This window comes from Natrinema gelatinilyticum, from assembly GCF_024266705.1.
In the GTDB taxonomy this organism is placed as follows: Archaea; Halobacteriota; Halobacteria; order Halobacteriales; family Natrialbaceae; genus Natrinema; species Natrinema gelatinilyticum.
The window spans coordinates 1,347,098-1,370,529 of the sequence record NZ_CP100757.1; the positions used below are offsets into that span (position 1 = coordinate 1,347,098).

Annotated in this window: 23 protein-coding genes and 5 pseudogenes; 10 read left to right on the forward strand and 18 right to left on the reverse strand. The window is 61.0% G+C overall.

What is annotated here, in order from left to right:
• Positions 1–149: 149 nt before the first annotated feature.
• A complete protein-coding gene (locus tag NJU76_RS24405) occupies positions 150–1,007 on the forward strand; it encodes a UbiA prenyltransferase family protein (RefSeq protein ID WP_254533019.1) in 858 nt (285 codons plus the stop codon).
• Between the two features lie 30 nt (positions 1,008–1,037).
• On the opposite strand, the gene NJU76_RS24410 is transcribed toward NJU76_RS24405, so the two are convergent.
• Positions 1,038–1,805 carry an IclR family transcriptional regulator gene (locus tag NJU76_RS24410; protein ID WP_254533020.1) on the reverse strand — a complete coding sequence of 256 codons (768 nt, stop codon included), beginning with the start codon at positions 1,803–1,805 and terminating at the stop codon, positions 1,038–1,040.
• 388 nt (positions 1,806–2,193) lie between these two features.
• On the opposite strand from NJU76_RS24410, the gene NJU76_RS24415 reads away from it, so the two are divergent.
• Together NJU76_RS24415 and NJU76_RS24420 are read left to right on the forward strand one after the other, a co-directional pair.
• Positions 2,194–3,681 carry a DUF3179 domain-containing (seleno)protein gene (locus NJU76_RS24415; protein ID WP_254533021.1) on the forward strand — a complete coding sequence of 496 codons (1,488 nt, stop codon included), beginning with the start codon at positions 2,194–2,196 and terminating at the stop codon, positions 3,679–3,681.
• A 349-nt stretch (positions 3,682–4,030) separates the two neighbouring features.
• A complete protein-coding gene (locus NJU76_RS24420) occupies positions 4,031–4,519 on the forward strand; it encodes a DUF3237 domain-containing protein (RefSeq protein ID WP_254533022.1) in 489 nt (162 codons plus the stop codon).
• Between the two features lie 56 nt (positions 4,520–4,575).
• Here NJU76_RS24420 and NJU76_RS24425 read toward each other — a convergent pair whose 3' ends face one another.
• Positions 4,576–4,845: a Rieske (2Fe-2S) protein gene (locus tag NJU76_RS24425; protein ID WP_254533940.1), complete on the reverse strand. Its 270-nt coding sequence runs from the start codon at positions 4,843–4,845 to the stop codon at positions 4,576–4,578.
• Here NJU76_RS24425 and NJU76_RS24430 point away from each other — a divergent pair.
• On the forward strand, positions 4,774–5,106 hold the full coding sequence (locus tag NJU76_RS24430; protein WP_254533954.1) for a hypothetical protein: 333 nt from the start codon (positions 4,774–4,776) through the stop codon (positions 5,104–5,106). The two genes, NJU76_RS24425 and NJU76_RS24430, sit on opposite strands and share 72 nt — an antisense overlap.
• 499 nt (positions 5,107–5,605) lie before the next feature.
• On the opposite strand, the gene NJU76_RS24435 is transcribed toward NJU76_RS24430, so the two are convergent.
• The 4 genes from NJU76_RS24435 to NJU76_RS24450 form a co-directional block, all read right to left on the reverse strand.
• Positions 5,606–6,385 carry an ABC transporter permease gene (locus NJU76_RS24435; protein WP_254533023.1) on the reverse strand — a complete coding sequence of 260 codons (780 nt, stop codon included), beginning with the start codon at positions 6,383–6,385 and terminating at the stop codon, positions 5,606–5,608.
• Positions 6,376–7,146: an ABC transporter permease gene (locus NJU76_RS24440; protein WP_254533024.1), complete on the reverse strand. Its 771-nt coding sequence runs from the start codon at positions 7,144–7,146 to the stop codon at positions 6,376–6,378. Before NJU76_RS24440 ends, NJU76_RS24435 begins: the two co-directional genes overlap by 10 nt.
• Positions 7,147–7,181: 35 nt before the next feature.
• The gene (locus NJU76_RS24445) at positions 7,182–7,967 is read right to left on the reverse strand and encodes an ABC transporter ATP-binding protein (RefSeq protein WP_254533025.1); all 786 of its coding nucleotides are present in this window, start codon (positions 7,965–7,967) and stop codon (positions 7,182–7,184) included.
• Between the two features lie 73 nt (positions 7,968–8,040).
• Positions 8,041–9,048, reverse strand: coding sequence for an ABC transporter substrate-binding protein (locus NJU76_RS24450; protein ID WP_254533027.1), 1,008 nt, complete (start codon positions 9,046–9,048; stop codon positions 8,041–8,043).
• Between the two features lie 38 nt (positions 9,049–9,086).
• Between NJU76_RS24450 and NJU76_RS24455 the strand changes: the two genes are divergently transcribed.
• Positions 9,087–9,266: a hypothetical protein gene (locus NJU76_RS24455; RefSeq protein WP_254533028.1), complete on the forward strand. Its 180-nt coding sequence runs from the start codon at positions 9,087–9,089 to the stop codon at positions 9,264–9,266.
• A 137-nt stretch (positions 9,267–9,403) separates the two neighbouring features.
• On the opposite strand, the gene NJU76_RS24460 is transcribed toward NJU76_RS24455, so the two are convergent.
• Together NJU76_RS24460 and NJU76_RS24465 are read right to left on the reverse strand one after the other, a co-directional pair.
• The gene (locus NJU76_RS24460) at positions 9,404–9,679 is read right to left on the reverse strand and encodes a hypothetical protein (RefSeq protein ID WP_254533029.1); all 276 of its coding nucleotides are present in this window, start codon (positions 9,677–9,679) and stop codon (positions 9,404–9,406) included.
• A 715-nt stretch (positions 9,680–10,394) separates the two neighbouring features.
• Positions 10,395–11,225: an IS5 family transposase gene (locus NJU76_RS24465; RefSeq protein ID WP_254532285.1), complete on the reverse strand. Its 831-nt coding sequence runs from the start codon at positions 11,223–11,225 to the stop codon at positions 10,395–10,397.
• 432 nt (positions 11,226–11,657) lie between these two features.
• Here NJU76_RS24465 and pdhA point away from each other — a divergent pair, with 432 nt between their 5' ends.
• Both pdhA and NJU76_RS24475 read left to right on the forward strand, forming a co-directional pair.
• On the forward strand, positions 11,658–12,809 hold the full coding sequence (pdhA, locus tag NJU76_RS24470; RefSeq protein ID WP_254533030.1) for a pyruvate dehydrogenase (acetyl-transferring) E1 component subunit alpha: 1,152 nt from the start codon (positions 11,658–11,660) through the stop codon (positions 12,807–12,809).
• Positions 12,810–12,813: 4 nt separating this feature from the next.
• Positions 12,814–13,806, forward strand: coding sequence for an alpha-ketoacid dehydrogenase subunit beta (locus tag NJU76_RS24475; RefSeq protein WP_254533031.1), 993 nt, complete (start codon positions 12,814–12,816; stop codon positions 13,804–13,806).
• Between the two features lie 121 nt (positions 13,807–13,927).
• Here the strand turns inward: NJU76_RS24475 and NJU76_RS24480 are convergent, their stop codons facing one another.
• Positions 13,928–15,568 carry a 2-oxo acid dehydrogenase subunit E2 gene (locus NJU76_RS24480; RefSeq protein ID WP_340681247.1) on the reverse strand — a complete coding sequence of 547 codons (1,641 nt, stop codon included), beginning with the start codon at positions 15,566–15,568 and terminating at the stop codon, positions 13,928–13,930.
• A gap of 134 nt (positions 15,569–15,702) precedes the next feature.
• Here NJU76_RS24480 and NJU76_RS24485 point away from each other — a divergent pair.
• Positions 15,703–15,897: pseudogene (locus tag NJU76_RS24485) on the forward strand (hypothetical protein); the annotation flags it as partial.
• Between the two features lie 779 nt (positions 15,898–16,676).
• Here NJU76_RS24485 and NJU76_RS24490 read toward each other — a convergent pair.
• Positions 16,677–17,276, reverse strand: a pseudogene (locus NJU76_RS24490) (DUF955 domain-containing protein); the annotation flags it as partial.
• A 53-nt stretch (positions 17,277–17,329) separates the two neighbouring features.
• Between NJU76_RS24490 and NJU76_RS24495 the strand changes: the two are divergent.
• A complete protein-coding gene (locus NJU76_RS24495; protein ID WP_256567134.1) occupies positions 17,330–17,872 on the forward strand; it encodes a transposase in 543 nt (180 codons plus the stop codon).
• On the opposite strand, the gene NJU76_RS24500 is transcribed toward NJU76_RS24495, so the two are convergent.
• The 8 genes and pseudogenes from NJU76_RS24500 to NJU76_RS24535 all read right to left on the reverse strand — a co-directional run.
• Complete coding sequence (locus NJU76_RS24500; protein ID WP_254533032.1) at positions 17,833–18,138, reverse strand: SRPBCC domain-containing protein; 306 nt, start codon at positions 18,136–18,138, stop codon at positions 17,833–17,835. The genes NJU76_RS24495 and NJU76_RS24500 overlap by 40 nt on opposite strands.
• On the reverse strand, positions 18,135–18,554 hold the full coding sequence (locus NJU76_RS24505) for an SRPBCC family protein (protein WP_254533033.1): 420 nt from the start codon (positions 18,552–18,554) through the stop codon (positions 18,135–18,137). Before NJU76_RS24505 ends, NJU76_RS24500 begins: the two co-directional genes overlap by 4 nt.
• A complete protein-coding gene (locus tag NJU76_RS24510; RefSeq protein ID WP_254533034.1) occupies positions 18,551–19,111 on the reverse strand; it encodes a dihydrofolate reductase family protein in 561 nt (186 codons plus the stop codon). Before NJU76_RS24510 ends, NJU76_RS24505 begins: the two co-directional genes overlap by 4 nt.
• A 3-nt stretch (positions 19,112–19,114) precedes the next feature.
• Entirely contained in the window at positions 19,115–19,711 is a 597-nt protein-coding gene (locus NJU76_RS24515) for a dihydrofolate reductase family protein (protein WP_254533035.1), read from the reverse strand.
• Complete coding sequence (locus tag NJU76_RS24520) at positions 19,708–20,046, reverse strand: ArsR/SmtB family transcription factor (protein ID WP_254532924.1); 339 nt, start codon at positions 20,044–20,046, stop codon at positions 19,708–19,710. The genes NJU76_RS24515 and NJU76_RS24520 overlap by 4 nt, the downstream gene beginning before the upstream one ends.
• A gap of 304 nt (positions 20,047–20,350) precedes the next feature.
• A pseudogene (locus NJU76_RS24525) lies at positions 20,351–20,870 on the reverse strand (zinc ribbon domain-containing protein); the annotation flags it as partial.
• A 415-nt stretch (positions 20,871–21,285) separates the two neighbouring features.
• Positions 21,286–21,971: pseudogene (locus NJU76_RS24530) on the reverse strand (IS1595 family transposase); the annotation flags it as partial.
• A 5-nt stretch (positions 21,972–21,976) separates the two neighbouring features.
• Positions 21,977–22,406: pseudogene (locus NJU76_RS24535) on the reverse strand (IS630 family transposase); the annotation flags it as partial.
• 54 nt (positions 22,407–22,460) lie between these two features.
• Between NJU76_RS24535 and NJU76_RS24540 the strand changes: the two are divergent.
• A complete protein-coding gene (locus tag NJU76_RS24540) occupies positions 22,461–23,432 on the forward strand; it encodes an IS1595 family transposase (protein ID WP_254533036.1) in 972 nt (323 codons plus the stop codon).

Consider the following 23,432-nt stretch of genomic DNA (forward strand, 5'->3'; position numbering starts at 1 on the left):
TATGTGTGTGACCGGCTACCGAAGGTATTAATTATTATGATGGCCCGTCGTTTGATGGGTGTCGTTGCTAAGCGATTCCGGGGATCGAATCCGACCCGAGGCGCCGCCGAACGGGATCAATTATGCTTCTCGACTCCATACGGGCGAGCGTGCACGAACGATCGCGCCGATCACGGCTTCGGAGGACGACCCGTGGGCTCGCCGCGCACGTCCAGCTGGTGTTCTTCCTACCGGGCGTCGCGATGTCGTTTTTCGGCGCCCTCCTCGCCGGCGATGTAACGGTCTCGACGGCGGCCGTCCACGGCCTCGCTATCGGACTCGCCATCTACGTGGCTCACCTCAAGGACGGCTACGTCGACTACTATGTCAGGGAGGAGGACCTCGACAACCCCCTCTCGCCAACCGAGATCCGGGCTGCTATCGGCGTCTCGAGCGCCACGTTCGTCAGCTGCGTCGCGTTTCTCTGGGCGACTACCGGCACCGTCCCGGCGGCGCTCACCGCGCCACTCGTTGTCCTCGGCCTCCTCCATGCGCCCCACCTCGACGCTGCCCCCGCCACCGGCGTCCTCGACTATCCGCTCGGGATTTCCCTCGCGATCGCTGGCGGCTACGCGACTCAGACCGGCGCGCTGTCGGCGCAGGTGATCGCGATCGCCGCCGTCTTCCTCCCGCTGCTTGCGGGGATCAACGTCCTGCTCGACCTACTCGACTACGACCACGACCGGCGCGTCCCGAAGCGGACGATTCCAGTTGTCGTCGGCCCTGACGCCGCCCGCCCCGTCGCCTGGGCGTTTGTAGTCGCCGCCGTCGCCCTGCTCATCTTCTCGAGCGCGCTGGGGATCCTCCCGCCTCAAGCCGCACTCGCGGGCGTCTTTCCCCTCGGCGCCGCGGTCGCCTGCGTCATGGGCGGGCTCGCGACCGACCGCGCCGTCTCCCTGTTCATTGGCTCGACGTACCTCTTCGCCGCCGCGCTGTTTTTCGCGCTCCGCCCCGGCCTGCTCCCCTGATCCGACCGCAATCTCCGTTCGAACTGCCGGCTAGCCGTAAACGAGGCGGAGTTCGATGTCGTCGACCGCCTCGAGCAACGGTTCGGAGAGCTCCCTTTCGATCCGTTCTTCGGTGACCCGGTTCGCGGCGCCGGCGATTGCCACCGCCGCGACCGGCCTCCCGTCCCGAATGGTCGGCGTCGCCAGGGCGTGCAGCCCGCGCAGATCCTCCTGGAAGTTCACCGCGTACCCCCGCTCTCGAACCCGCTCGAGTTCGTCGAACAGCGTCTTCCGGTCGGTGATCGTGTTCTCGGTTCGCGCCGGGAGCCCGTGCCGATCGACGAAGTCCCGCACCTCGCGTTCGGGCAGGTGGGCCAGGATCGCCTTGCCCGCCGAGTTGGCGTGGAGTGGGACCCAGTTCCCGATCGTCGAATCGAAGGAAAACGACTCGTTTCGCGGGACCCCGTAGACGAACATCCCCATGCCGTTCTCAGGAACGATGAGCCAGACGGTCTCGTCTACGTCAAAGGCCAGTTGGTCGATCCGTTCTTTCGCTGCGTGGTAGACCTCGTGTTCGTTCCGGACGGAGACGCCTACGTTAAAAAACTGCAGGCCGAGTCGGTAGCGGCCGTCCTCGTTGACGACGTACTTGTGGCGCTCGAGGCTGACGAGGTGCTTGTGGACCGTACTCTTAGCGAGATTGAGCCGGTTCGCGAGTTCCGTCACGCCGGCGCCGCCCGTCTCCCGCAGGGATTCGACGATAGAGAACAGCGTTTCGTTCGATTTGATGGAACGTCCATTCGTTTCGTCTCCTTCCATAAGCATCCGCTACGGAGACCGGGAATATAATCCATTCCCTATGATTCATGTCGACCTAACGAGAAGAAAACGGCGACGTTCGCTCTGATGAAACGCACTGTCGGCCGCCGGGGAGTGGGAACAGTGCGGTTGACCCACCGGTGCTATACAGATGTATGAGTGTAAAGCTTCTGCGTTATAGTTGTTTATCCGACACGATTTGGCGATCTGCCGCGGATCGATGTGTTTCACGACAGCGAACGAAGTTTGCTTATGGTTGTCAAACCAGTCGTTCACATACTGGAGTCCGGCGGGTCGACCGGTTACAGACGAGTGTTCTGCATCCGGTTGACCGATCGGCGTCTCCGAAGCCTGCTATCTTTTTGGGTCGGGCCACCAATCCACGCACATGGTATCTGCCTCGAGTCCGGGCGCCGAAGAGACTATGAAATCGCTCGTTGACGATCTCCTCGTCCGCGACGCCGCTGCGCACGCGCGAGCCATCGAATGGCTCGCGAACCTCGGCGACCGACGCGTCGTTCCGCACCTGATCGAGGTGCTGATGATCCACGAGATCGGTTCGAACTGGGACCGCTTCGGCTTCCCTGAGGTCCTGCGCGACCACAGTCCGCCGCGGTACCTCGAGCTTCCTGAAGCTCGTTGGCCCGGTGCACTGGCTGCGCTGGGGACGATCGCTGAGCCGGATTACGACTCACCGTACGCCTGGGTCGAATGGGAGAGCTGGTACTCCCAGGAGGAGATCGAACCGCTCGAGGGATTCGACGAGTGGAAGCTGCAACTCTACCGGTCGTACCTGCCGCCGGTGGGTCGGTTGCTTGACGCCGAGCCCCGGACGTTCGATCTGCAGGACGTCCGCTGGGGGAACTGCGACCCGTCATTCCTGGCGGCGTGTAACGAGCCGGCGTTCGTCCCGGGCGACGCCGTCACGGCATTCGATGGCGAAGGTGAGGGCGGAGACGAAAGCGGTGTCGCGAACGGCGCCCACACCGGCGCGCGCGACGACGTCGAACGGTACCTCAAATCCGAGGATGTCGTCTTCGGCTTCATCGTCAATAACGTCGCCTATGCCGTCCCGCAGTGGGTGCTGTTCCCCCACGAGCTGGCGAACGTCACCCTTAAGGGGGTCCCGCTCTCGCTTACCTACTGCACGCTCTGTAACGCGCCCATTCTCTACAATCGTCGCGTCGGCGACCAGACGCTGACGTTCGGGAGCACCGGGATGTTGCTGGCCGGGAACAAGATCATGTTTGATGAGGAGACTGAGAGCCTCTGGAGTCAGCACCGGGGCGTCCCGATCGCCGGCGAGTACCTCGAGGAGGGCGTGCAACTCGAAGTCGAACCGGTCTCGCAGACGACGTGGGACGAGTGGCGCGAGACTCACCCCGACTCGCTCGCGCTCGACATCCACACAGGGTACGACTTCGACTACCGCCACTACGAGGATAACATCGGGTTCTTCCGCTACTATTGGAACGACGAGAGCGCGATCCAGCCGGGCCTGCGGACGGCCGAGGGGGACCTGCCCGAGAAGACTGCCGTCTACGGCGTGACGAGCGACGACGGGGAAACCGTCCGCGTCTACCCCGTCGAGGAAGTGCCGAGAGAGGGCGTCTGGACCGACGAGGTCGACGGCCGAGAGGCGGTCGTGGTCCGGGATGCGACAGACGACGTGGCCGTCTACGAGGCACCGCCGGCGTCGCTCGAGCGCGACGGTGAGACCCTCGTCGACGCGGAGGGCAACAGCTGGCGGCTCGAGCCCAAAGTGCTCGTCAGGGAGGACGGTCGAGAGCTGCCGCGGATCCCCGGCCGTCACGGCCTTTTCTTCGCGTTCCGGTCCCAGTACGAGACCGTTGAGATCGGCTCGGACGCTAACTGAACGCGCCGCGGCTACCCCACGAGGCCCGGTCGACGTAGTACTCTGGCCGGTCAGCGGCCCAGGCTTCGAACCGTTCCTCGGTCACCACGTGGGGGACGACGAGGTCGTCGTTTTAGGCAGCCGCCAGGTCGTCGGCAGTCGTCAGCACCGATTCGGCGACCTCGTCGTCGTCCACCACACACAGGATCGCCATTTGAATTCGAATATCCGCCCACCCTACTACGCGTTTAGGTGGACAGAGACGCGCGATCCAGCGTTCGCGGCCGACCGGCGACGGACGGAGAGAGGTCGGCTCCCAGCGACCAACCCCGACGCCAACTATTTACCGAACCGCTCCAAGGGAGATTCCATGGGTGGAGATACCAATCCACACGAGGCTGATCCGCTCGCGATCGAACCGGAGCGCGTGCTCGAACTGGATGTCGAGGTTGACGATCCGATCGATATCGGCGACATCGGCGACGGCCGGCGGCGCATCATCCCCATCACCGGCGGCACAGTATCCGGCCGGATCGACGGCGAGGTCCTCGACGCCGGCGCCGACTACCAGCTGTTCCGCGAGAATCGGGCGACAGAACTGGTTGCAAAGTACGCCGTCGAGACCGATGCGGGCTCTCTCGTCTACGTCGAGAACCGCGGGATTCGCGTCGCCTCGCCGGAGACGAAAGAACGCCTCCGCGACGGGAAGCCAGTCGACTCAGAGGACATCTACTTCCGATCAGTCCCCGAGTTCGAAACGGCCGACCCAGACCTGAAATGGCTCGAGCGGAGCGTCTTCGTCGCGTCGGGGATCCGTCGGCCGTACGGCGTGAAGCTGGCGGTGTATCGGATCGACTAACCGCCGATCAGTTCGCCCGATCCCCCTTACCGTCGTTGACGTAGACAATACCATCTTCAACGATCACCTCGTACGACGGCAGGACGATCCGCTCGTCGGCGACGTTCGTTCCCATCTCGAGGTCGAACGCCAGCTGTGACAGGAGCAGGAGATGATCTTCTTGTCGGAGAACCCGTGCTCAACGCGCTCACTGGAGCCGACGTACTCGCCCCCGAGTTTCCGCAAGACGGGGCCCGTACAGACCGGCCGCCGTCGTGCGGGCACCGGTTGCGGAACGCATAGAACTTCCCGTCGGCCCTGACGATGCCAACCTTGACGCCGCTCACGTCGACGAGTTCGTGGTCGCCGTCGTCGAACTCGTCGGCGCGTTTGACCCTGACGAAGCCGCTCCGGCTCATAGGCCGAACATCTCCGGCGCGTTCTTCCTCGGTCAGCGTCGCCGTCTCGCCGTCGATCCGAAGCCGCGAGAACACCGGTACAACCCCCTTGCCGTGTTCGCCCGCGACCGGACAGGAGACGTTACACGGGTGGATCTTGCACAACATCCGATCGCGTACGCCGTCCGCGCTGTCTCGGACAGTGAGTAGCCGAGGAACTGGTCGCGCGGCCAGTCCAGCTGCTCTCACAGGTGGTGTGTGATCTGATCGATCGGGTTCGTCACCACGATCGTGAGAACCGGGTCAAACGGTCACATGCGCTCTGCGACATCGTCAACGATCGACCGGTTCGCCTCGAGTTCTGCTTCACGCACGTCGCGGTCCGTGGCGTCGTCAGGTCGGGGCGCTGCAGCGGTGTAGACGAGGACGCCAGGTTGAGGTCGCCCAGATCGTCGACATCGACCTCGCAGGCGGTGCCGAACGACGCGGCCTCTCAGGGCCGACCGGCGCGTCTGTCGAGTGGTAGGCGGCGTTGGTGACGTCGATCGTCGGGTCCCTCAAGACCAGCGTGTAGGCGACGGTCCCACCGATGGTGCTTGCGCCGCCGATGAGTACTACGTGCCTGGGTCACAATTCACATGAGGATGTGGATCGTCGAGTCAGTTAAACGAACACGATCGTCCGTCGCTCGCGAACGGCCGACGGCAGCTTAGGTCCATCGGAGGACCCGAGCGCGCAGCAGTCGCAGTCCGCGGTCGAGGGCGAACCCGACGATCATGATCGCGATAAGTGTCGCGTACACCTGTTCCGAGCGGAACGATCGGACCCCCAGGATCTCGAGGTGGCCCAGCCCGCCGCCGCCGGCGACCATCTCGAAGACGAACGTGATGATCAGCGAGATTGGGAGGGCGATCTGGATCCCCGAGATGATCCCAGGCGCGGCTGCCGGGACGACCACCTTTCGGAGCAGTCTCCGATCTGAGGTGCCCATCATCCGGGCCGACCAAACGAGGTTCTCGTCGACGTCCCGTGTCGCGTTGCGGGCGTTGATCGCCACTGGCCAGAAGCAGCCGACCGCGATGAGGAGGATCTTCGAGAGGTCGCCCGTCCCGAACCAGAAGATGAACACCGGCACGAGAGCGATCACCGGAACCGGGTAGCCGACCTCGATGATCGGATCCCAGAACCATGCCGCGATCCGGTTGCGCGCGCTCAGCATGCCGACGACGACCCCAAGGACGCACGCGATTACCAGTCCGGCAAGCGCGCGCCGAACCGTCAGGAACGTCGCCTCGAGCAGCCGGCCCGAGACCGTCAGCTCGTAGAACGTCTCGAGCACATCCGTTAGCGGCGGGAGGAAGTAGTAGTGCACGAAGCCGTTCTGGCTGGCGAACTCCCACAGGAGGAGCACGACCACCAGCGACGCGGTCGATTTCGCGAACTCCAGGATAGCCTCCGAACCGATCCGGCGCTCGTCTGCTACGTCCATTTGATTACCCTCCGTTCTAGCCGCTCGTACCCGCGGACGACGAAGAAGGCCGCGGCGGAGATGAGGACGAGGATGGCGAACATCGACGTGTAGTTCCCAATCTGCCCATACCGCAGGATCTCGAAGCCGATGCCCTCGTTCGACGCGATGAGTTCCGCGCTCACCAACGCGATGAAGGCAATCGGGATGGCCTGCCTGATCCCGGTCAGGATGCTCGGAAACGTCGCCGGAATAACGACTTTGAGCGGAATCTTCCACGACGGCATCCCCATCATCTGGGCCGACCAGATTAGGTTCCGGTCGACGTTGCCAGCCGCGTTGTAGCTGTTCAAGACGATCGGGAGCAGACAGGCGAGGAAGACGATCAGCACCGCCGTCGACGTCCCGACGCCCAGCCAGAGGATTGCCAGCGGAACGAGCGCAGCCTTCGGGACAGGGTAGATCAGCGCAAGAAACACCTCGAAGACGTACTCCACCGGCTTCGACCGGGCCATGCCCACGCCGAGCAGCACCCCAACGGCGATGCTCAGCCCGAGGCCGACGGCGATCCGGTAGAGCGACACCTGCAGATGCGAGACGATCTCGCCGGAGGCGAGCAACTCCCATGCCACCACTAGGACATCCGACGGCGGGGGCAGGATGTAACTCGAGACGACGAGGCCGCTCGCGAGTTCCCACAGTCCTGCGACGATCGCGATCGGGATCCACTCGAAGACGAACCAGGCGACTCGCCGAACCGGTTCCGGCGCGTTGTCGTCCAACGCGTCGAGTCTAAAGTCGGCGTGCGACATCGTTCTCAGAGTTGCGCCTCGGGTTTCGTTTCCTCCCGAAGCGATTGCCACACCTGGTTCTTCGTCTGCGTGTACTCCTCAGACATGATGATCTCCTCCCTGCTGCGCGACCGATCGATGTCGATCTCGACGGCAGTCTTCTTCGTCCCAGGGTGGCGGGTCATGATCATGACGCGCTCGGAGAGGTAGACCGCCTCCTCCACGTCGTGGGTGATGAAGATTACCGTCTTCTCGAGGCCGCTCCAGATGCCGAGCAGGTGGTCCTGGAGCGCCTCGCGCAGCGGCTGGTCAAGCGCCCCGAACGGTTCGTCCATCAGGAGGATCTTCGGGTCGTAGGCGAGCGTCCGCGCGATGGCGACGCGCTGTTTCATACCTCCGGAGAGCTCCTTCGGGTACTTGTCCTCGAACCCGTCGAGGTCCATCATTTCGATGAACCGCTGGGCGGTCGTCCGGCGCTCCTCCCTGTCGACGCCCTTCTCCTCGAGCCCGTAGGTGACGTTGCCCATGACCGTCCGCCACGGGAAGAGCGCGTAGTTTTGGAACACAACGCCGCGGTCAGTCCCCGGACCGTTGATCGGTTCGCCGTCGACCGCAATCGTTCCTGAGGTCGCCTCGAGGAAGCCCGCAACCAGGTAAAGCAGCGTGCTCTTCCCACAGCCGCTCGGGCCAACCACGCTGAGAAACTCCCCGCTCGGGACCTCGAGCGAGAGGTCGTCGATCGCTTTCGTTCGTTCGTCTCCCGACTCGTACACCTTCTTGAGTTCCGAAATCGTAACGTGTCCTTCAACCATCGTGTTCGTGTGTCGGCGTCGCGTTCGTCGGTCGTCTCTCATCGAATTCGCTGGGCGCGGCCATCGGCGTGCATTACGGGATGTAGTCGTTGGTCGCGTACTCTTCGACGTCGAACTTGTCGTCGATGAAGCCCATTTCGTCCATCTCGTCCATCGTGAACTGGAGCTTGTCCATGTCTATCTCGATATTGTCCCGGTAGTAGTCGTTCTCCGTCAGGAAGAACCCGTCCACCGCCTGCTCCGGGATGTCGAAGTGCTCGCTGGCCAGCGAGACAACCTCGTCGCGGTTCTCGAACATGTAATCGATGACCCCGACGTAGTCTTCCATCCAGGATCGGATCGCCTCTTCCTTCTCCTCGAGTGAGTTGTTCGCCGCGACGATGTAGGCGAACGGGTACTCCTCGTCCCAGACGTCCTGACTCCTGAACACCTCGTTGAATCCCTCGGCCCTCGCCTGGCCGGCGAACAGGGCTGGGTAGATGGCGACGTCGAAGATGCCGTCGTTGAGCGCCTCCGTGAACGTCGGGAAAGACTGCTCCTGGAACTCGACGTCCTCGTCGGGGTCGAGCCCGAGTTCGAGGAGTTGACGCACGTACACCGCGTGGATCCCGGTCCCCGTCGCGTTGACGCCGAGGGTCGCCCCCTCAAGGTCCTTGGGCTCCGTGATGTCGGAATCCGTGTGGGAGTAGATTGTGAACCCGAAGTGGCCCGGGTGGGCGTCCCAGAAATCCGTGGCGATCATCGTGACGTTCCCGGGAACTGCCTCCTGGGTCACCGCTGACGCATAGCTGACGGTCGTCACGAGGCACATGTCTGATTCGCCGGACGCCAGGGCGTTCAGCGAGTCAGGCGTGCTCGAGTTCTGCGAGACCTCAAGGTCATATTCGTCGCCGACATTGGGGAGTTCGTCCTGGATATCGGGGATGTCGAGCAGCGATCCAAGGTTCTCGATCGGGACGGTGAAGTTGAATCCGAGCGAGTTCGGATCGCTCCCACCCGTACACCCGGCCAAGCCTGTGAGACCGACGGTGGCAGCACCAGCACTCGCTTTAAGGAATGACCTCCTGTTCCGTGTTAGCATGGTGCTCTATATTCGCACATGCTAATAAAAAGGTTGTGATGAGTGTGTTGCGCGCGAACCGCCAGCGATTCCGGTACCGCGTTAGACGGACGCAGGGATTCGACGAGTCCCGAGAGACGAATTACCGATCGCTGTGGACGTCGACGCGGCGTTTTCGCGGCACGGGCGTCGTCGTCGCCGCGACGGTCACGACGGTGACGACCGGTGCTGTCTGGTGAGATGGTGAAAAGGCGATATTCGGTGGACTCTTCAGGAGAGCATGAAACAGCCGGCAGTAAAGGAACTCAACGCGCTCGTGCTACTCCCGTTGATCCACGTGATTCACGACGGCCTACGGAGTTACGAAGGGGCGCAGCTAGCCAAGCCGCGTCCCTGTCCCCACCGCAGGGAGATTGACTACTACAAGCACGATACACGTTACTGGCGCTTTGATGTCCTCATCACTGAGGACGGCTTTGAGGATGTGACAGTCGCCGTCCAGCGGTACCGGTACAAGCAATGTGAGAAACCGGTCGACGCAGTCCTGTCCGAGCTGTTCTACCAGGACTGCCTCTACGGCAGACCGATTGTCGACCTCTGTCTCTACCATGCCGCGGAGAATCTGTTCAACCGCGTCGAACGGATTCTCCACACCCACTACGGACTTCAGGTCGATCGGGATACGATCCAGCGCTACGGCGTGACGGTCGCCGACGAACCGCTCTTACTGAACTTCTTTTCTCTTCTGTTCGGAACGAGGACCGCCGAAGAGTTCCGAGAGAAGTACGCTGACGAACTGGACACTGAACACGTGGCTGGTCTCGTCGGTGTCGGCGACGAGACCTACCCAGCCAAGAAGGGGGCGGAAAAGGCATTGCGCGAGGACAACGCCCGGCGACGAGCCCGTGGAGAGCCGCAGAAGCCGTTTCGGACGGCTTCTGCGTCGCCAGTAGCTATCCTCCACTCGACTGTTTCGCCAGCCTCCAGCGTCGCAACACCGACTTCGAGTGGCTGCTTGCAGCCACACTCGCCGCTTCACTTGACGACGTTGACTACTGGATCGCCGATGGTAACTCTCCCTACAACGGCGCACTCGCACACCATGAATCGTGTCTCATCCACGAGTTGCGACAGGTCGTCTGGTCGGATGAGCATGTCGCAGCCCTCAGAGATGCCGGGAGGATCGAAGAGTTACAGAACTATCTGCAAGCGATATATGAGGAGCTGTTCGCATACCAAACTGCGGTACTCCGCGAGGAGTATCCGCCGCTGTGGGACGAAGAGACGAAGTCGCTTAGTGGCCCGGTCAGTACGAACGCAATCGAGGGCGGTAACGGCCGTGTTGAATCGCCATACGGAATCGGAATTCACTGTTTCACGGCACGCTTGATGTTGTAGACGACACACATCAGGGCGATTTCGCGGAACTCACGGAACCAAGAACGCGCTCGCACGGCGAAGCCGAGCGAGCGCTTGACAGCCGAGTTCACGGTTTCCGTCATAGAGCGCTGATTGTAGCGTTGTTCGTCGATTCTGGCGTTGTGCGCGTGGTCGTACGGAGCGAAGATACGATGCTTGATCAGCGGTCTGATGCCGAGTTCACGGAGTGCTTCGCGGAGCGATTGCTTGTCGTAGCCCTTATCGGCGGCCAGAGACCGCAGATCGCCCGCGTTTCGGCGGGCGATCTGCTCGGCGAGGTCTGCGTCACTTCCTTCCCGGTTTGTCGAGCAGTGTACGTCGAGGACGGCTTGAGACTCCGTATCGACGAGTTTCGTCACTTTGAGCTTCTGGACGCGGTAGCTTATTCGCTGACAGTAATGACGGCTCGCGGCTGATCGCTCGTAGAATGTGGCGTCAATAGCGCCGTGTTTCGAGGGATCGTGCAGCTGCGCCGACTGGCGCAGTAGCACTCGACAGACGCTCATACTGATCCGATCGAACGCTTTACACAACGTGGATGGACAGGGGAGATCGGCCGCGCTGAGGCCGATCTCTCCGGTTATTTGTGGCATCTCCTTGAGCAGGTCAATCGTCATCCGGTAGGACGTATCGAGGTAAATCCGCAGACAGTGGAGTGAAACGAGGGCATAGTCGGCGAATCCGCCGCCACCTTCCGGGGCGGCGGATTCGTCTCCATCGCCAGTAACGTTTTGAGCAATCGGCACAACTTCCCCAATGAAGCGGGAGATTTGCGTCATGAACACTCGCAGCCTCCCGCTTCAACTCCTTTGATTTACTGACTTGTTCCGCCGCCGTCTAGTGATTCAACACAGCCGCGGTAACTGTAACTGGCGGTTGAAGTACGGCCTTCGAATTCCGTACGTACGGTGTTAGGGGGCGCTCGCGCGTACGGCTCTGCTGACGCTCCACGATTCGATGTATGTGTTCCGCAACGGGTGTCCTCAGGAGAGTTTCGCCCACGGGTACGGCGACTTCACCTACGAGAATGTGATGGGCCGGTCGGCGTCACCGATTGGCCCGCCTCTTCACCACAGTCTCCCAAAGGTAGCAGTATAGCGTCCTGAAGCGATCAGAAACGGAAGGATGCGCGTTTCACCAATGGATACTGCACCACCGTGACGGCCCGAGCAAAGATTTATACAGCTGATCACGACATGTTGAGGCATACAATGGATGAGAGCCCACAATCAGTTACTCCCGTCAACGTGGGCGTTGACCCACTCACGCAGGGGGATCTGGAGATCGAAACGTACCGTGTGGTGCGTCCCGACGGGACGTTCGACCCCGCCCGCGTGCCGGACCTTGAGGACGATGCGTTCCGTGACCTCTACCGGTGGATGCTCCTCCAGCGCGTCTACGACGAGCGAGCGACGAAACTCCAGCGGCGGGGGCGGCTCGGAACGATCGCTCCGGGCCACGGACAGGAGGCCAGCATCATCGGGAGCGGCTACGCGCTCTCGCGGGACGACTGGATCTTCCCGTACGGTCGCGAAGCGGGCGCGCTGTTGCTGCACGGCCTCTCGATGCGCGACCTCCTCATGTACTGGCGGGGCATCGAGGATGCGTCGCGGATGGAGGGGGCGAACGTCTTCGGCATGGCGATCTCGATCGGATCGCAGGTGCCGCTCGCGACCGGTAAAGCCTGGGGGATGAAACTCGCGGGCGAGGAGCGCATCGCGTTCGCCAACTTCGGGGACGGGGCGACCTCAACCGGCGCGTTCCATGAGGGGATCAATCTGGCCGGCGTGCTCGGGGCCCCTGCCGTGTTCTTCTGTCAGAACAACCAGTACGCGATCTCGCTGCCGTTCGAGAAGCAGACGAACGCCGACACGGTGGTCCAGAAAGCCCTGGGGTACGGCGTCGATGGCATCCGCATCGACGGCAACGACGTCCTCGCGGTGTACAACGCCGTCACGACGGCGCGAGAGCGCGCGCTCAAGGGTACCCCCGTCCTGGTCGAGGCCCTCACCTACCGGCGGGCCGCCCACACGACGAGCGACGATCCGACGCGGTATCGTTCGTCCGACGAGGTCGAGGAGTGGGCGGACCGGGACCCGCTCGAGCGATACCGAGCGTTCCTCAAGGAGACCGGTCGGTGGGACAAGATCGACGAGGACGTAGTCCGCGAGGAGGTCGAGGCCGAGTTCGACGAGGCGATCGAGGCCGCCGACGCCTTCGAGGAACGCAACGTCGAGGAGATTTTCGCGTACCTCTACGAAGAACTGCCCCCCGAACTGGAGCAGCAACTCGAGGAATTGCGCGAACTGTTAGAGGGGCGCCCAGACATGTACGAGTACATCGAACAGCGGCCGAAGGGGTGATCGGATGTCTACGACTACGACCACGAACGCGACAATCATCGAGGCGATCAACGACGCGCTGTACGAGGAGATGCACAACGACGACCGGACACTCGTGTTCGGGCAGGATGTCGCCGAGTCTGGCGGCGTATTCCGGGCGACCGACGGGCTCCTCGAGGAGTACGGCTCCGATCGGGTGCTCGATACGCCCCTGTCGGAGATCGCGATCATCGGGAGCGCCGTGGGGCTGGCAACCCACGGGTTCAGGCCGATCGCGGAGATCCAGTTCTCCGGCTTCTTGCCGCCGGCGTTCGACCAGTTGGTCACGAACGCCAGCCGCATCCGGTGGCGAACCCGCGGGGAACTCGCTGCGCCGATGGTCGTCCGTACCCCCTACGGTGCGGGTGTGCGGGCACTGGAACACCACTCAGAGAGTCTCGAGGCGGTCTACGGACACATCCCGGGCCTCAAGGTGGCGATCCCCTCGACGCCCCACGACGCCAAGGGGATGCTCATCAGTGCCATCCGCGACCCCGATCCGGTCCTGTTCATGGAGCCCAAACGCGTCTATCGGTCGCTGCGCGAGGAGATTCCCGAAGGGACCTACACCGAACCGCTCGGCGAGGCCGCCGTCAGGCGTGAGGGCGAAGATGTCACCGTCGTCTCCTGGGGATCGATGATGCACATGACCCTCAAGGCGATCGACAACCTCGAGGAGCGGAGGATCGACGCCGAGGTGATCGACCTGCGGACCATCGCGCCGCTCGACCGCGAAACGGTCGTCGAGTCGGTGAAGAAGACCGGCCGCTGCGTCGTCGTCCACGAGGCGGCCAAGACCGGCGGCTTCGCCGGCGAGATTATCGCCACCATCAACGACGAGGCGCTGATGTACCTCGAGGCGCCCGTCGAGCGCGTGACCGGCTTCGACGTCCCCGTCCCGCTGCTGTCGATGGAAGACTACTACCTCCCGCAGCCTCCGCGGATCGAAGAGGCAATCGTCGAAACGGTCATGTACTGAGGATCGTCCGATTCTCACGCATCTGTACCCGGCGCGCAAGGTGTGAATAACTAACAAGTAGCACGGATTGCGGTGGCGTCGACCAGTGCGTCAGTCATGGTCGGAACGTCTCCGACGACCGCTATTCTAGGAGCAGCAGGTCGGGTTCCGTCAAGTACCGTTTGACCTCGTTCGTGAATCGTGCGGCCTCCGCTCCGTCGACCACGCGGTGATCGACGGACATCGAGATGGGAAGCGTCGGCCGGACCACGATCTCACCGTTTTCGGCCCAGGGCCGTTCCTTCAGTGCGCCGAGCGCTAGGATCCCCGACTCGGGATGGTTGATGATCGGCGTCGCGTGGTCGCCGCCGGTGGCGCCGATATTGGTGATCGTAAAGGTACCCCCGCGCAGTTCCTCCACCCCGATCGTCCGCTCCCGGGAGCGTCGAGCCTTGTTCTCTATCTCCCGGGCGATCTTGAGGAGCCCCTTCCGGTCGGCGTCCTCGATCACCGGAACCATAAGGCCGGCGTCGGTCGCGACGGCGGTCCCGACATGGTACTCATCGTGGAGGAGGATCTCCTCGCGCTCCTCGTCGAGTTTGGCGTTGATCGTCGGCACCTCCTTCAGCGCCGCAACGACGGCCTTGACCGCGAATGGCAGGTACGTGAGCTTAACTCCCCGCTCCTTGGCAGTCTCCTTGAGGCGGGCACGCGTGTCGACAAGCGCCGACACCTCGACCTCGTCGTGGTGGCTCACGTGCGGCGCGGTATACTTCGACGCCGCCATCCGCTCGCCGATCGTCCGCCTGACGCCCGCGTAGGGGATCTGGTCGCCCGGGGCTGGCCCGTCGGACGCGTCAGATCGGCCGGCCGCGGGTTCGGGCATGCCGCCCGCCGCCGGTTCTGTTCCCGCAGCTCCAGTGCGGTCGCCTCGGACGTACGCGTGAATGTCCGCCGGCGTTACGTACGCCTCGCCGACCCGTTGCTCGCTCGCCGGTATGTCGTCGATGTCGACGCCTTCCTCGCGGGCGAGCTGGCGCGTCGCCGGCATCGCCAGCGTTCGCTCGCGGCTGGCCGGCTCAATACCCTCGAGCAATGCTGCGCCACCGCTACTGGTCAGAGCCCAGGGGTCGTCTCGATCGACCCCAGGGGAACTCTCCGCGGTGGCTTCGGCGTCAGCTCGAGCTGGTTCGTCGTCGTCCGTCGCGACGACCGATTCGGAGGCCGCCTGGTCGGCGCCAGCGACGGATTCCCCTGCCGCTTCGCGGACGTCCCGCTTGGAAAGGCGACCGTTGGGATTCCTCCCTTGGAGGGCAGCGAGGTCGACGCCACGCTCGCGAGCGAGGCGCCGGACGCTTGGAGGCGCGAGCACGCGGCCGGCTGGAATTGACGGGGCGTCCGCGTCGTCCGAATCCGCCTCGGACGCCTCGACGGTGGATTCGCCCCCCGACGCGGTGCTGTCGCCGGCCTCGTCGGGCCCCACCTTGGTCGAGCCGCCTTCGCTCGAGGCGTCGTCGTTGTTATTCACATCGACGTCGAAGACGACGAGCACCTCGTCCACAAGGATCGTCTCCCCCTCCTCGGCACACAGTTCCTCGACGACACCATCGTACGGGGATGGGATCTCGACGAGCGCTTTGTCCGTCTCGACTTCGGCGATCGGTTGCTCCTCCTCGACGTACTCGCCCAGTTCGATGAACCAGGTGACGAGTTCACCTTCAGCGACACCCTCGCCTACGTCGGGAAGCGCAAACTCCGTTCTGACCATGTGACTGTAACTCATACGTACGAGAGCATTTAGTCTTCGATCCGTCGAGCGCCTCGCGTTCGCCGCCGAATCGGCTGCTCGACGTGCCGGCCACGGTCGACTGTATTACCTTCCCGAACGGCCGTCCGTCAGGCGCTGTTCAGATTCGGATGAAGAGTGAGACGGCGCGATTTGCTAGTGGGCCAGGAATTGACCGCCTCATTGAATCTATCCGCGGCATTCAATTAGAGTTTGTGGAGCGTGAGGCGACACTGCGCGAATTAAGGAAGTTGAGTATCCCGCTTTATTTGGCAGAATCATCACTCTCATATACTATCTCTATCTTAGAGATGTTCAGTGTCAACTAGATATCTTCTGTACCTCATTCACGATGTAGGCTTTTCTCAGAACATGGTTGTATCAACAACGCAACCACAATAACATGATAGGGAATTTGTTCATTAGGGGCGACAGACTGGATCACCCAACTCTTCGACTAGTGGGTTGTCCTTGGCTGGGTCGCTACTCAATGTCCGTTAAGTCGAGTTTCCCGCGCCAGCGGTATCGCCAGACGCTTCAAACGACCGTCCGGCTGATGAGCGCGCACAGAACGAGAGGAACGAACACGAGTAGCTCACTTTGAGAGTCGCTGATACCCGTTTCGTACGAGTATTCCTAGTCCTATAATAGTCCAGATAATCCACCAAGAGAGACAATTGAGCGTACAAGGTCAAACGTAGGAAGGGGAGTATATCGGCCAAGCATGAGTAATACTACCGCTATGGCCCAAAGGAAGCTCGCTCCAGTTACGGCTAGATAGATACGACGCATATTCTAGATTCTAGACCACTGCCACTTATTATTATTGAAGTAACACGAGTGACGCTGTATCGTTACTCTTTACTAAGATATCTCACTAGTAAGTCCTTCACCTGTACTAACGGTTCACTACGGAGTCCAATTGTCCCGTGACCAATTCTATGACACGCTCAGATTGGGCCACTAGAAGGGGTGAATCAGTCTTATTCAACTGAAGCGGTAGCGCGGAGTCCCCTTTCTTAAGGAACGAGCGAAGCGAGTGAGGAGGAAGGGGAGGAGCGCGTTCGTGCGGGCTACAGACATCGACGTATAAGTAGACATAGAATTACATTGTCTCCTTATCGACAATATCGGTGATCTCCTGGGCGGTCGAACTGATTCGCCAGAGTCGTTCCTGGATCGCCTCGGGATCGTCGTTCTCCCACGCGGCAAGATAGAACGCTGACCCGCTCGTATCCAGACCGAAGAACCGACCAACGATGTATGCGACGGCTTCCGCTTCGACCTCGCGTTTCAACCGTTCGGCCTCGTCGTCGACCTCGAAATGGAGCAGGGCATGGGCGTACTCGTGCAGCAGCGTAACCACAAGGTCGGCCTGGTTCGGCCGGGCTTTCGCTTCGACGACCGGCGTAAGATCGTGGACACTCCGCTGCGTGCAGACGCCCTTCGCGTCGCCATGCTCCCAATCGGCAGCGTCGACGATGCGAACCGTCACGCCGAGCGCATCCGCTGCCGCTGTGAGTGCGGGTGCGAGGTCCTCAGCGTCGCCTGTTGCCTCTGTTTCTAGTTCGGGAAGCGGTTCGCCCTCGGTCTGGGAGATGTCGAAGACGGCGGTCGGTTTGAACCCGACGAGGCCTTTCGACCACTCCTCCGGCAGCGTTTCGTTGTACTCACAGCCGATTTTCTCGTGGTAGCTGGGCGAATTCAGACCTGTGCTCGCTCTCGCCGCTACGTGGTGAGAGGCAGTTGTCGTGGGAGTTGTCGTCGTGGGCACGGAGAGCGATTATCGAGAACATCGAGTACCGTGCCGATATCGCAGGCGTCCATGTCGAACGAGTGTATGCAGGGAACACGAGTCGGTCGTGTCCTCGGTGCGGTTCCACTGGCCATACAACGAAGTCGCCTGACCATTACCACGAGGCGTGGCATGGTGGGCAACTCCGGTGTGATAACTCGCGGTGTGCGTATCAGGCTGACCGTGACTACGTTGGTGCGGTGAACGTGGCGCGAGTGTTCTTCAGCAATTCGGCTACGCTGGACTCGAATTTCACTTCTTCCTATACGGGAGATTGTGAAATCGAGCTAGCTGGCCGTTCCGCTGGCTCGCGTCCCACGTTCGGCACTACGCTTGTCGCGTATGTTGGACAGTCGAGGGTGACTGCTGGTGGCAGGTCAGCGTTTATAGCACCCGCTGTCACTCCGACAGGAACGAAAAATGTGGGTAGCAGCAAAAGTTCTGTGTCAAGCCCAGCGACACACAGTTATTCTCGCTTTCTACGAGATGCTGCTGTTTGCTGCTGAAAATAGGAACGGTCCAATTCTTGGTATGTTCCGTGGAACGTGCTGGCGTACGATTCCAGCTCCTCAACATCGGTGTTAAACGATATGCGGAAGGTTCCGCCCTCGGTGGCGTCAAATTCGTGGACCTCGGCGGAGAAGCCGGTCGGCGGGAGCCACTGGGTGACCTGGTCCGGGTCGAGGAAGGCCTCGTAGACCCGCTCGGGCGGCGCCTCGATGATGCGGCTCACGGTGATGCTCCGTCCCTCGGGCGTCTCAGTGTCGGTCATGGCTCGGCGAGCACCTCCTTTAAGTTATTGAGGATGCCAGCCCAGCCCTCCGAGGCCCCATCGACCATCTGGGCGTCGGGGAGTTCGTGGGTGAGGACGACCTCAGTTCCCTCATCGACATCGTGGAACTCGTAGGTGACGCGATTCACGCCCTGCGGGGTTTCCTCAACGGTGACGATGCGCTCGTTCTCGACGACTTCCTCGAACGTGCCCTCGTTGTCCATCTGGTGCTCTTCTGACGCCCAGCTCACCGACATCTCGCCGCCGGGCACGGGGTCGAGCGCGTGGACCTCCGCCTCCATGCCCTCGGGAACGAACCACTGCGCAAGTTCGTCGGGATCCGTGAACGCCCGCCACACGCGCTCACGAGGCGCGTTGAAGGTCCGTCGGACGGTCAGCTGGTTGTCGTTGCTCATTCGTCGTCCTCCTCCTCGGCCGGCTCGTAGGTGAGCGAGACGACGTCCGAATCGAACGTCTTCGAATCGACCAGGTTCAGAGCGGTCCGTTCGCCGCCTCCTTCGAAGAGACGTTTCCCGTCCCCGAGTACCAGGGGGTGGACGTTGAGCACGAGTTCGTCGAGGAGGCCGTAGTCCAGCAGCGACCGGACGAGCGTGCGGCTGCCGACGATGCCGATTCCTTCACCTTCCTGTTGCTTCAGCTCGGCTATCTCTTCTTCGACGTTCCCGGCGATGAGCGTCGAGTTGGTCCATTCGACGTCCCCGAGTGACGTCGAGACGACGTACTTGGGCACGTTGTTGATGAACTTCGCGATCGGATTGTCGTCGGGTTGGGTGGGCCAGAAGGCAGCGAGGTCCTCGTAGGTGACTCGTCCCAGCAGTAACGCGTCCGACGACGCCATCCCCGCCGCGTTCGCCTCGTCCAGGTCCTGGGTCGAGTAGGCTGGAGCCCACTCCTCCGGAGATTCCATCACGCCGTCTAGCGACACGGATTCGGTTGCGACGATCTTCCGCATCGTTCAGGCCTCCTCCCCGAGGTGATCCTCCTCGGACGGCCCGTAGGTGAGCACGACGACGCCCGAGTCGAACGCCTCCGTGTCGACGAGGCGCATCGTCGTCGGCGCGGTCGCGCCCCCGAAGAGGCGTTTGCCGCTGCCCTGAACCACTGGGTGGACCATGAGGCGGTACTCGTCGACGAGGTCGTGTTCCACCAGCGTGTCCACGAGTTCGCCGCTCCCGTTGACGAGGATGTCCTTTCCGTCCTCCTGCTTCAGCGCGGCGACTTCCTCGGTGACGTCTCCGTCGATGATCGTGGAGTTGTTCCACGTTGCCTCTTCGAGGCTCGTCGAGACGATGTACTTCGGGAGACTGTTCATCCGGTCGGCGAAGCCTGTCTCGTCCTCCTGGTCGGGCCAGGCTGCCGCGAACGTTTCGTAGGTCGTCCGGCCCAGCAGGAGCGCGCCCGACGCGAACAGTTCGTCGTGCTTGTACGCCTGCTGCTCTTCGCTGAAGAACTGGAAGGACCACTGTTCTGGCGCCTCCATGACCCCGTCGAGGGTCAGGAACTCGGAGACGATCAGGTTTCGCTGTGATTCGGTGTCGGTGTTGTCTGTCATTGATCTTCTTCCTCCAGATGGATGGCCAGCGCGTCGAACCGGTCCTCCCAGAAGACGCGGTACCGGGTGAGCCAGCCAAACGCGGCGGAAAGCGGCGCAGCGTTGAGGTGGCAGCGGCGAACGCGACCGTCCTTCTCGATGTCGATCAAGCCGGCGTCCTCCAGGACGTGGAGGTGCTTCGAGACGGCGGCGAGTGAGACGTCGTGCGGTTCGGCCAGGTCGCTGACGCTCTCTGGTCCATCGGCCACCTGTTCGAGGATGTCCCGACGGATGGGGTGTGCCAGCGCCTGGAAGACCGCGTCGAGATCGAGATCGTCCGGCAATCGTTCAACCATCCGGTTGAATAAACACCGAGAGAATACTTAACTCTTTGGTTAAACGTCGTTATTGGGTCATCTACCGGTTGCTCAGAGGATTGGAAACATCTTTACGATGATCCTTGCGATGCCATCGACGGTAGCACACGTCGGTAACGCTCGAGAAATGACATCCACCGCGCCCTGGAGTGATCGGGGCCCGGTTTGAATACTCGTTTTGGAAGCGTTCGCTCGAGTTACCGGATTCGAATAGCGTACCGACGCAGCCACGATTCAGAAGTGACGCAGACCACTCAAGGGCGCGGTTTCCTCCGTGGGAGTCTCAGCCGGTCTCCGACTCGCCGGATGCAACATTTCCGCCACGGTGGACGGTACTCGGGCTTATGCGCTGTTCTTTCGGACTTCCGTGAGAGTGTGGTGGTTCCGACCAGTTGTGGTCGTCCCACTCGAACCGTGCTCGAAACCGCGCAGCATTTTCGGCATCCAGGAAATCGGTGATTTCCGAGGACACGGGCCGTTCCATCGGCCGGACTGCCCGTTCTGTCTGCCGCTCTAGAAACGACTCTGAGGCCATAAGATCGGCGCGGCCCTCGAACCCCACATGGACAGGTCAGCGTGTCCCGATGCCGTGTCGTTCGGCCTGTCGAGCCACACTGCGGACGCTCCTGGCTCGTCCACGCTTCTGACCGGACTTCGACCGTAATCCCGTACTCTGCGGCAGTACAGACCAGTCGCTCGGTGAATTGCTTGAACGCCCAGAAATTGTGGGTTTTGGCGTTCGTCTCGACCGACTAGTTCGTATCCAGCACGTCAGTCAACCCACCGATATACACAGTGCCGACACAAATTTCGGGCTCGTCACCACCATCGGCCTCAATAGTTGATGTTACTATCTCGAGAGCTGCATCGACCTTTTCTGAGGCACCAGGTGTTTCGATGGAGGGTGAGATCGGTCGGGACGAACTCATGCTCGCAGGCTGTGACAAGCGAATTACGCATTGCCTCGACGTGGATGCCCGACGTTGTAATCCACGCGACGGTCATACCCATATGTCAGTGTGAAAGATAATAAGAGTAGGAGGAATCGAAAAATGATCTTCGGACGTTACAAGTGCCGGCGTTATCCAAACCTCGAAGATGATGTTGTACGGAGGATGAACGGCAAATCGTGAGACAGTTGCTGATGACGGCATCTGGATGACGAACTATCGGTGTAAGAAAACTACGAGTGCTCTTGTGAAGCACATTGGTGGTGATTCAAAGAACTGCTCGAACAATTTGTTTGAGAGCTTTTCGACCTGGTTTGCGGAGGATTTGTCGCCGAAACTGTAACGATCTGAGATACGTGGTCAGTTTGTCCTTTGAGACGCTTCGATGTGGCGAGAGCCACCGTCGCGCCAGCGACGAGTGGCTTTCGCAGGTGTTCACGTGTGCGTCACCATCAACGTACTTGCCATCTCCGTGAGTCACTGCTTCTAGCTGGAAGTTCTCATCAGTTTATAGCGGCTCATAGGCACGAAATCCATCCGTATAACGGTGAGTGACTTTTCCTTGTGGTCAGCGAGGAGGAGTCGCACAGTCGATTCATCAGCGAATTTCGCCGGGACGACGTATCGTTAATCGCTCCCACGATCAACGAGCGTGAATACTGGCAGTTTGTCCTCGGTGTACGTTCCTCGTCCACGCTTCGAGAGACCACGCGAGCGCGACGGTCCGTCGCGCTCGCGGCCTTTCAGCCCAGCAGAGACGTAGAACTCGTCAATCTCAACTGGGCCAGTGAGAGTGAGAGATGGCGCGTCGAGCAGTTCGCCAGAACGCTCGACGCAGCGGTGAAGCGTTCGGTAGGACACGTCGAGTTCAGCCTCTAGCTGGCAGATATTCGTGTTGAACCGAAGGAACGAGTAGAACGCGAACAAGAGTTTGTCGAGGCCGATCTTCGCGTTAATAACTAAGATAACTTTTGAAAGCCAAGGAATTTCTGACACCACTTCTTTGCAAAGCTGATTCGATGTGTTATTTGTTCTAATGTTTCCTTAACGAGGTCTCTGAACTCGCCTTCATCGTCAACGATGATTGGACACATCGTCCACTTGTGGTAGTCCCAGACCTTTTCGATTGGATTGAGGTGCGGTGCTTGTTGGGAGAAAGATCAGATCAATTTCGAGGTGATGTGCGTACTTGCGCGTGTGTTTACAGATGTAAGACCCGTACTTGTCCAAGACGAGTAGAATCCGCTTGCGGGGATTCTGCTCGCGAATCCTCTCTAAAACCTCGCAAATCCGTTCTTTCTCCCCGGTTTCTTTGAACGTGACGAGGCTCTCACCGTTGAGTGCGTAGAACCCGACAGCCGAGTCTTCCGTCTTGACGAGCGCTCTTATGTAGAGCTGGGGAATGCCCCACGGTTACACTGTGATGGCTGATCTCAAGAGAATATGTCTCAGCCAGCATTCGGGAAGATGCTGCAACAGCTCGTTGATCTTGGAGTGATTGAACTGCAGACGAAGCCGCTCGATGATCAAATCGAGCGGCGACTCAAGAAATTCTGGGAGCAGGCTCCGTGTCCAGAATGCGGTGATCCAAGCATCCAAACGTGGCCGTCATCGAATCGTGTTATCTGCCGAAGCTGCGGGTTCAAGCCGGTTTGCACCTACGGAACACCGTTTCACGAGAAGCACCTCTCCAGTGGTGAGGTGCTTCTCGCATTCATCCTCTATGCCGACACGCTGTTGAGTATCTCGAAAATTGCGACACTGCTCGATCGAGCGTACAAGACCGTCTACTACGCCATTCGAGAGGTCGAAGCCGCGGTTCAGCGAGGCTTCCCGGTCGTCTGGAACCAGTTCCAGCAGGAAATCGACGGACCGGTACAAATCGATGAATCCAGCAGCGTCTGTTCAGGATACAAAGGCCAAGACCCGCCGCGGGACAGCCGTCACCGCGGCGGGTCGTCTCGATCAGGACGCTCGCGCTGGCGTGGACGACACGGCGACCAGATAACGCTCGTCGCGGCGTGCCGCGACGTGCTACGGGTTGTTCACGGCCAGCTTGGCATCAGTTACGAAACAGACCTTGATCCAGTAATACAGGAGGCTGAAGACCTCTCCCAGCCGCTGGGAGAGGTCTGGACTGATGGTCTCCAAGCGTATCGGCGGATGGAGTACACTCACCAGATCGTTGTGCACGACGAGACGTACGTCTCGCCTGACGGTGTCCATATTAACCAGGTTGAGTGCCTCTTTTCACTCATCAAACCGTGGCTACGGAAGTTCCGCGGCCTGTCCAAGCACGGCTTGGAGCAGGCCGTTCACACATTTGGAATCATCCGTTCATTGAATCTCGCTGGCGCATCCCTCGTAAGCGTCATCGACTGCCTTGCTATGGGGGCATTCCCCAGCTCTACATAA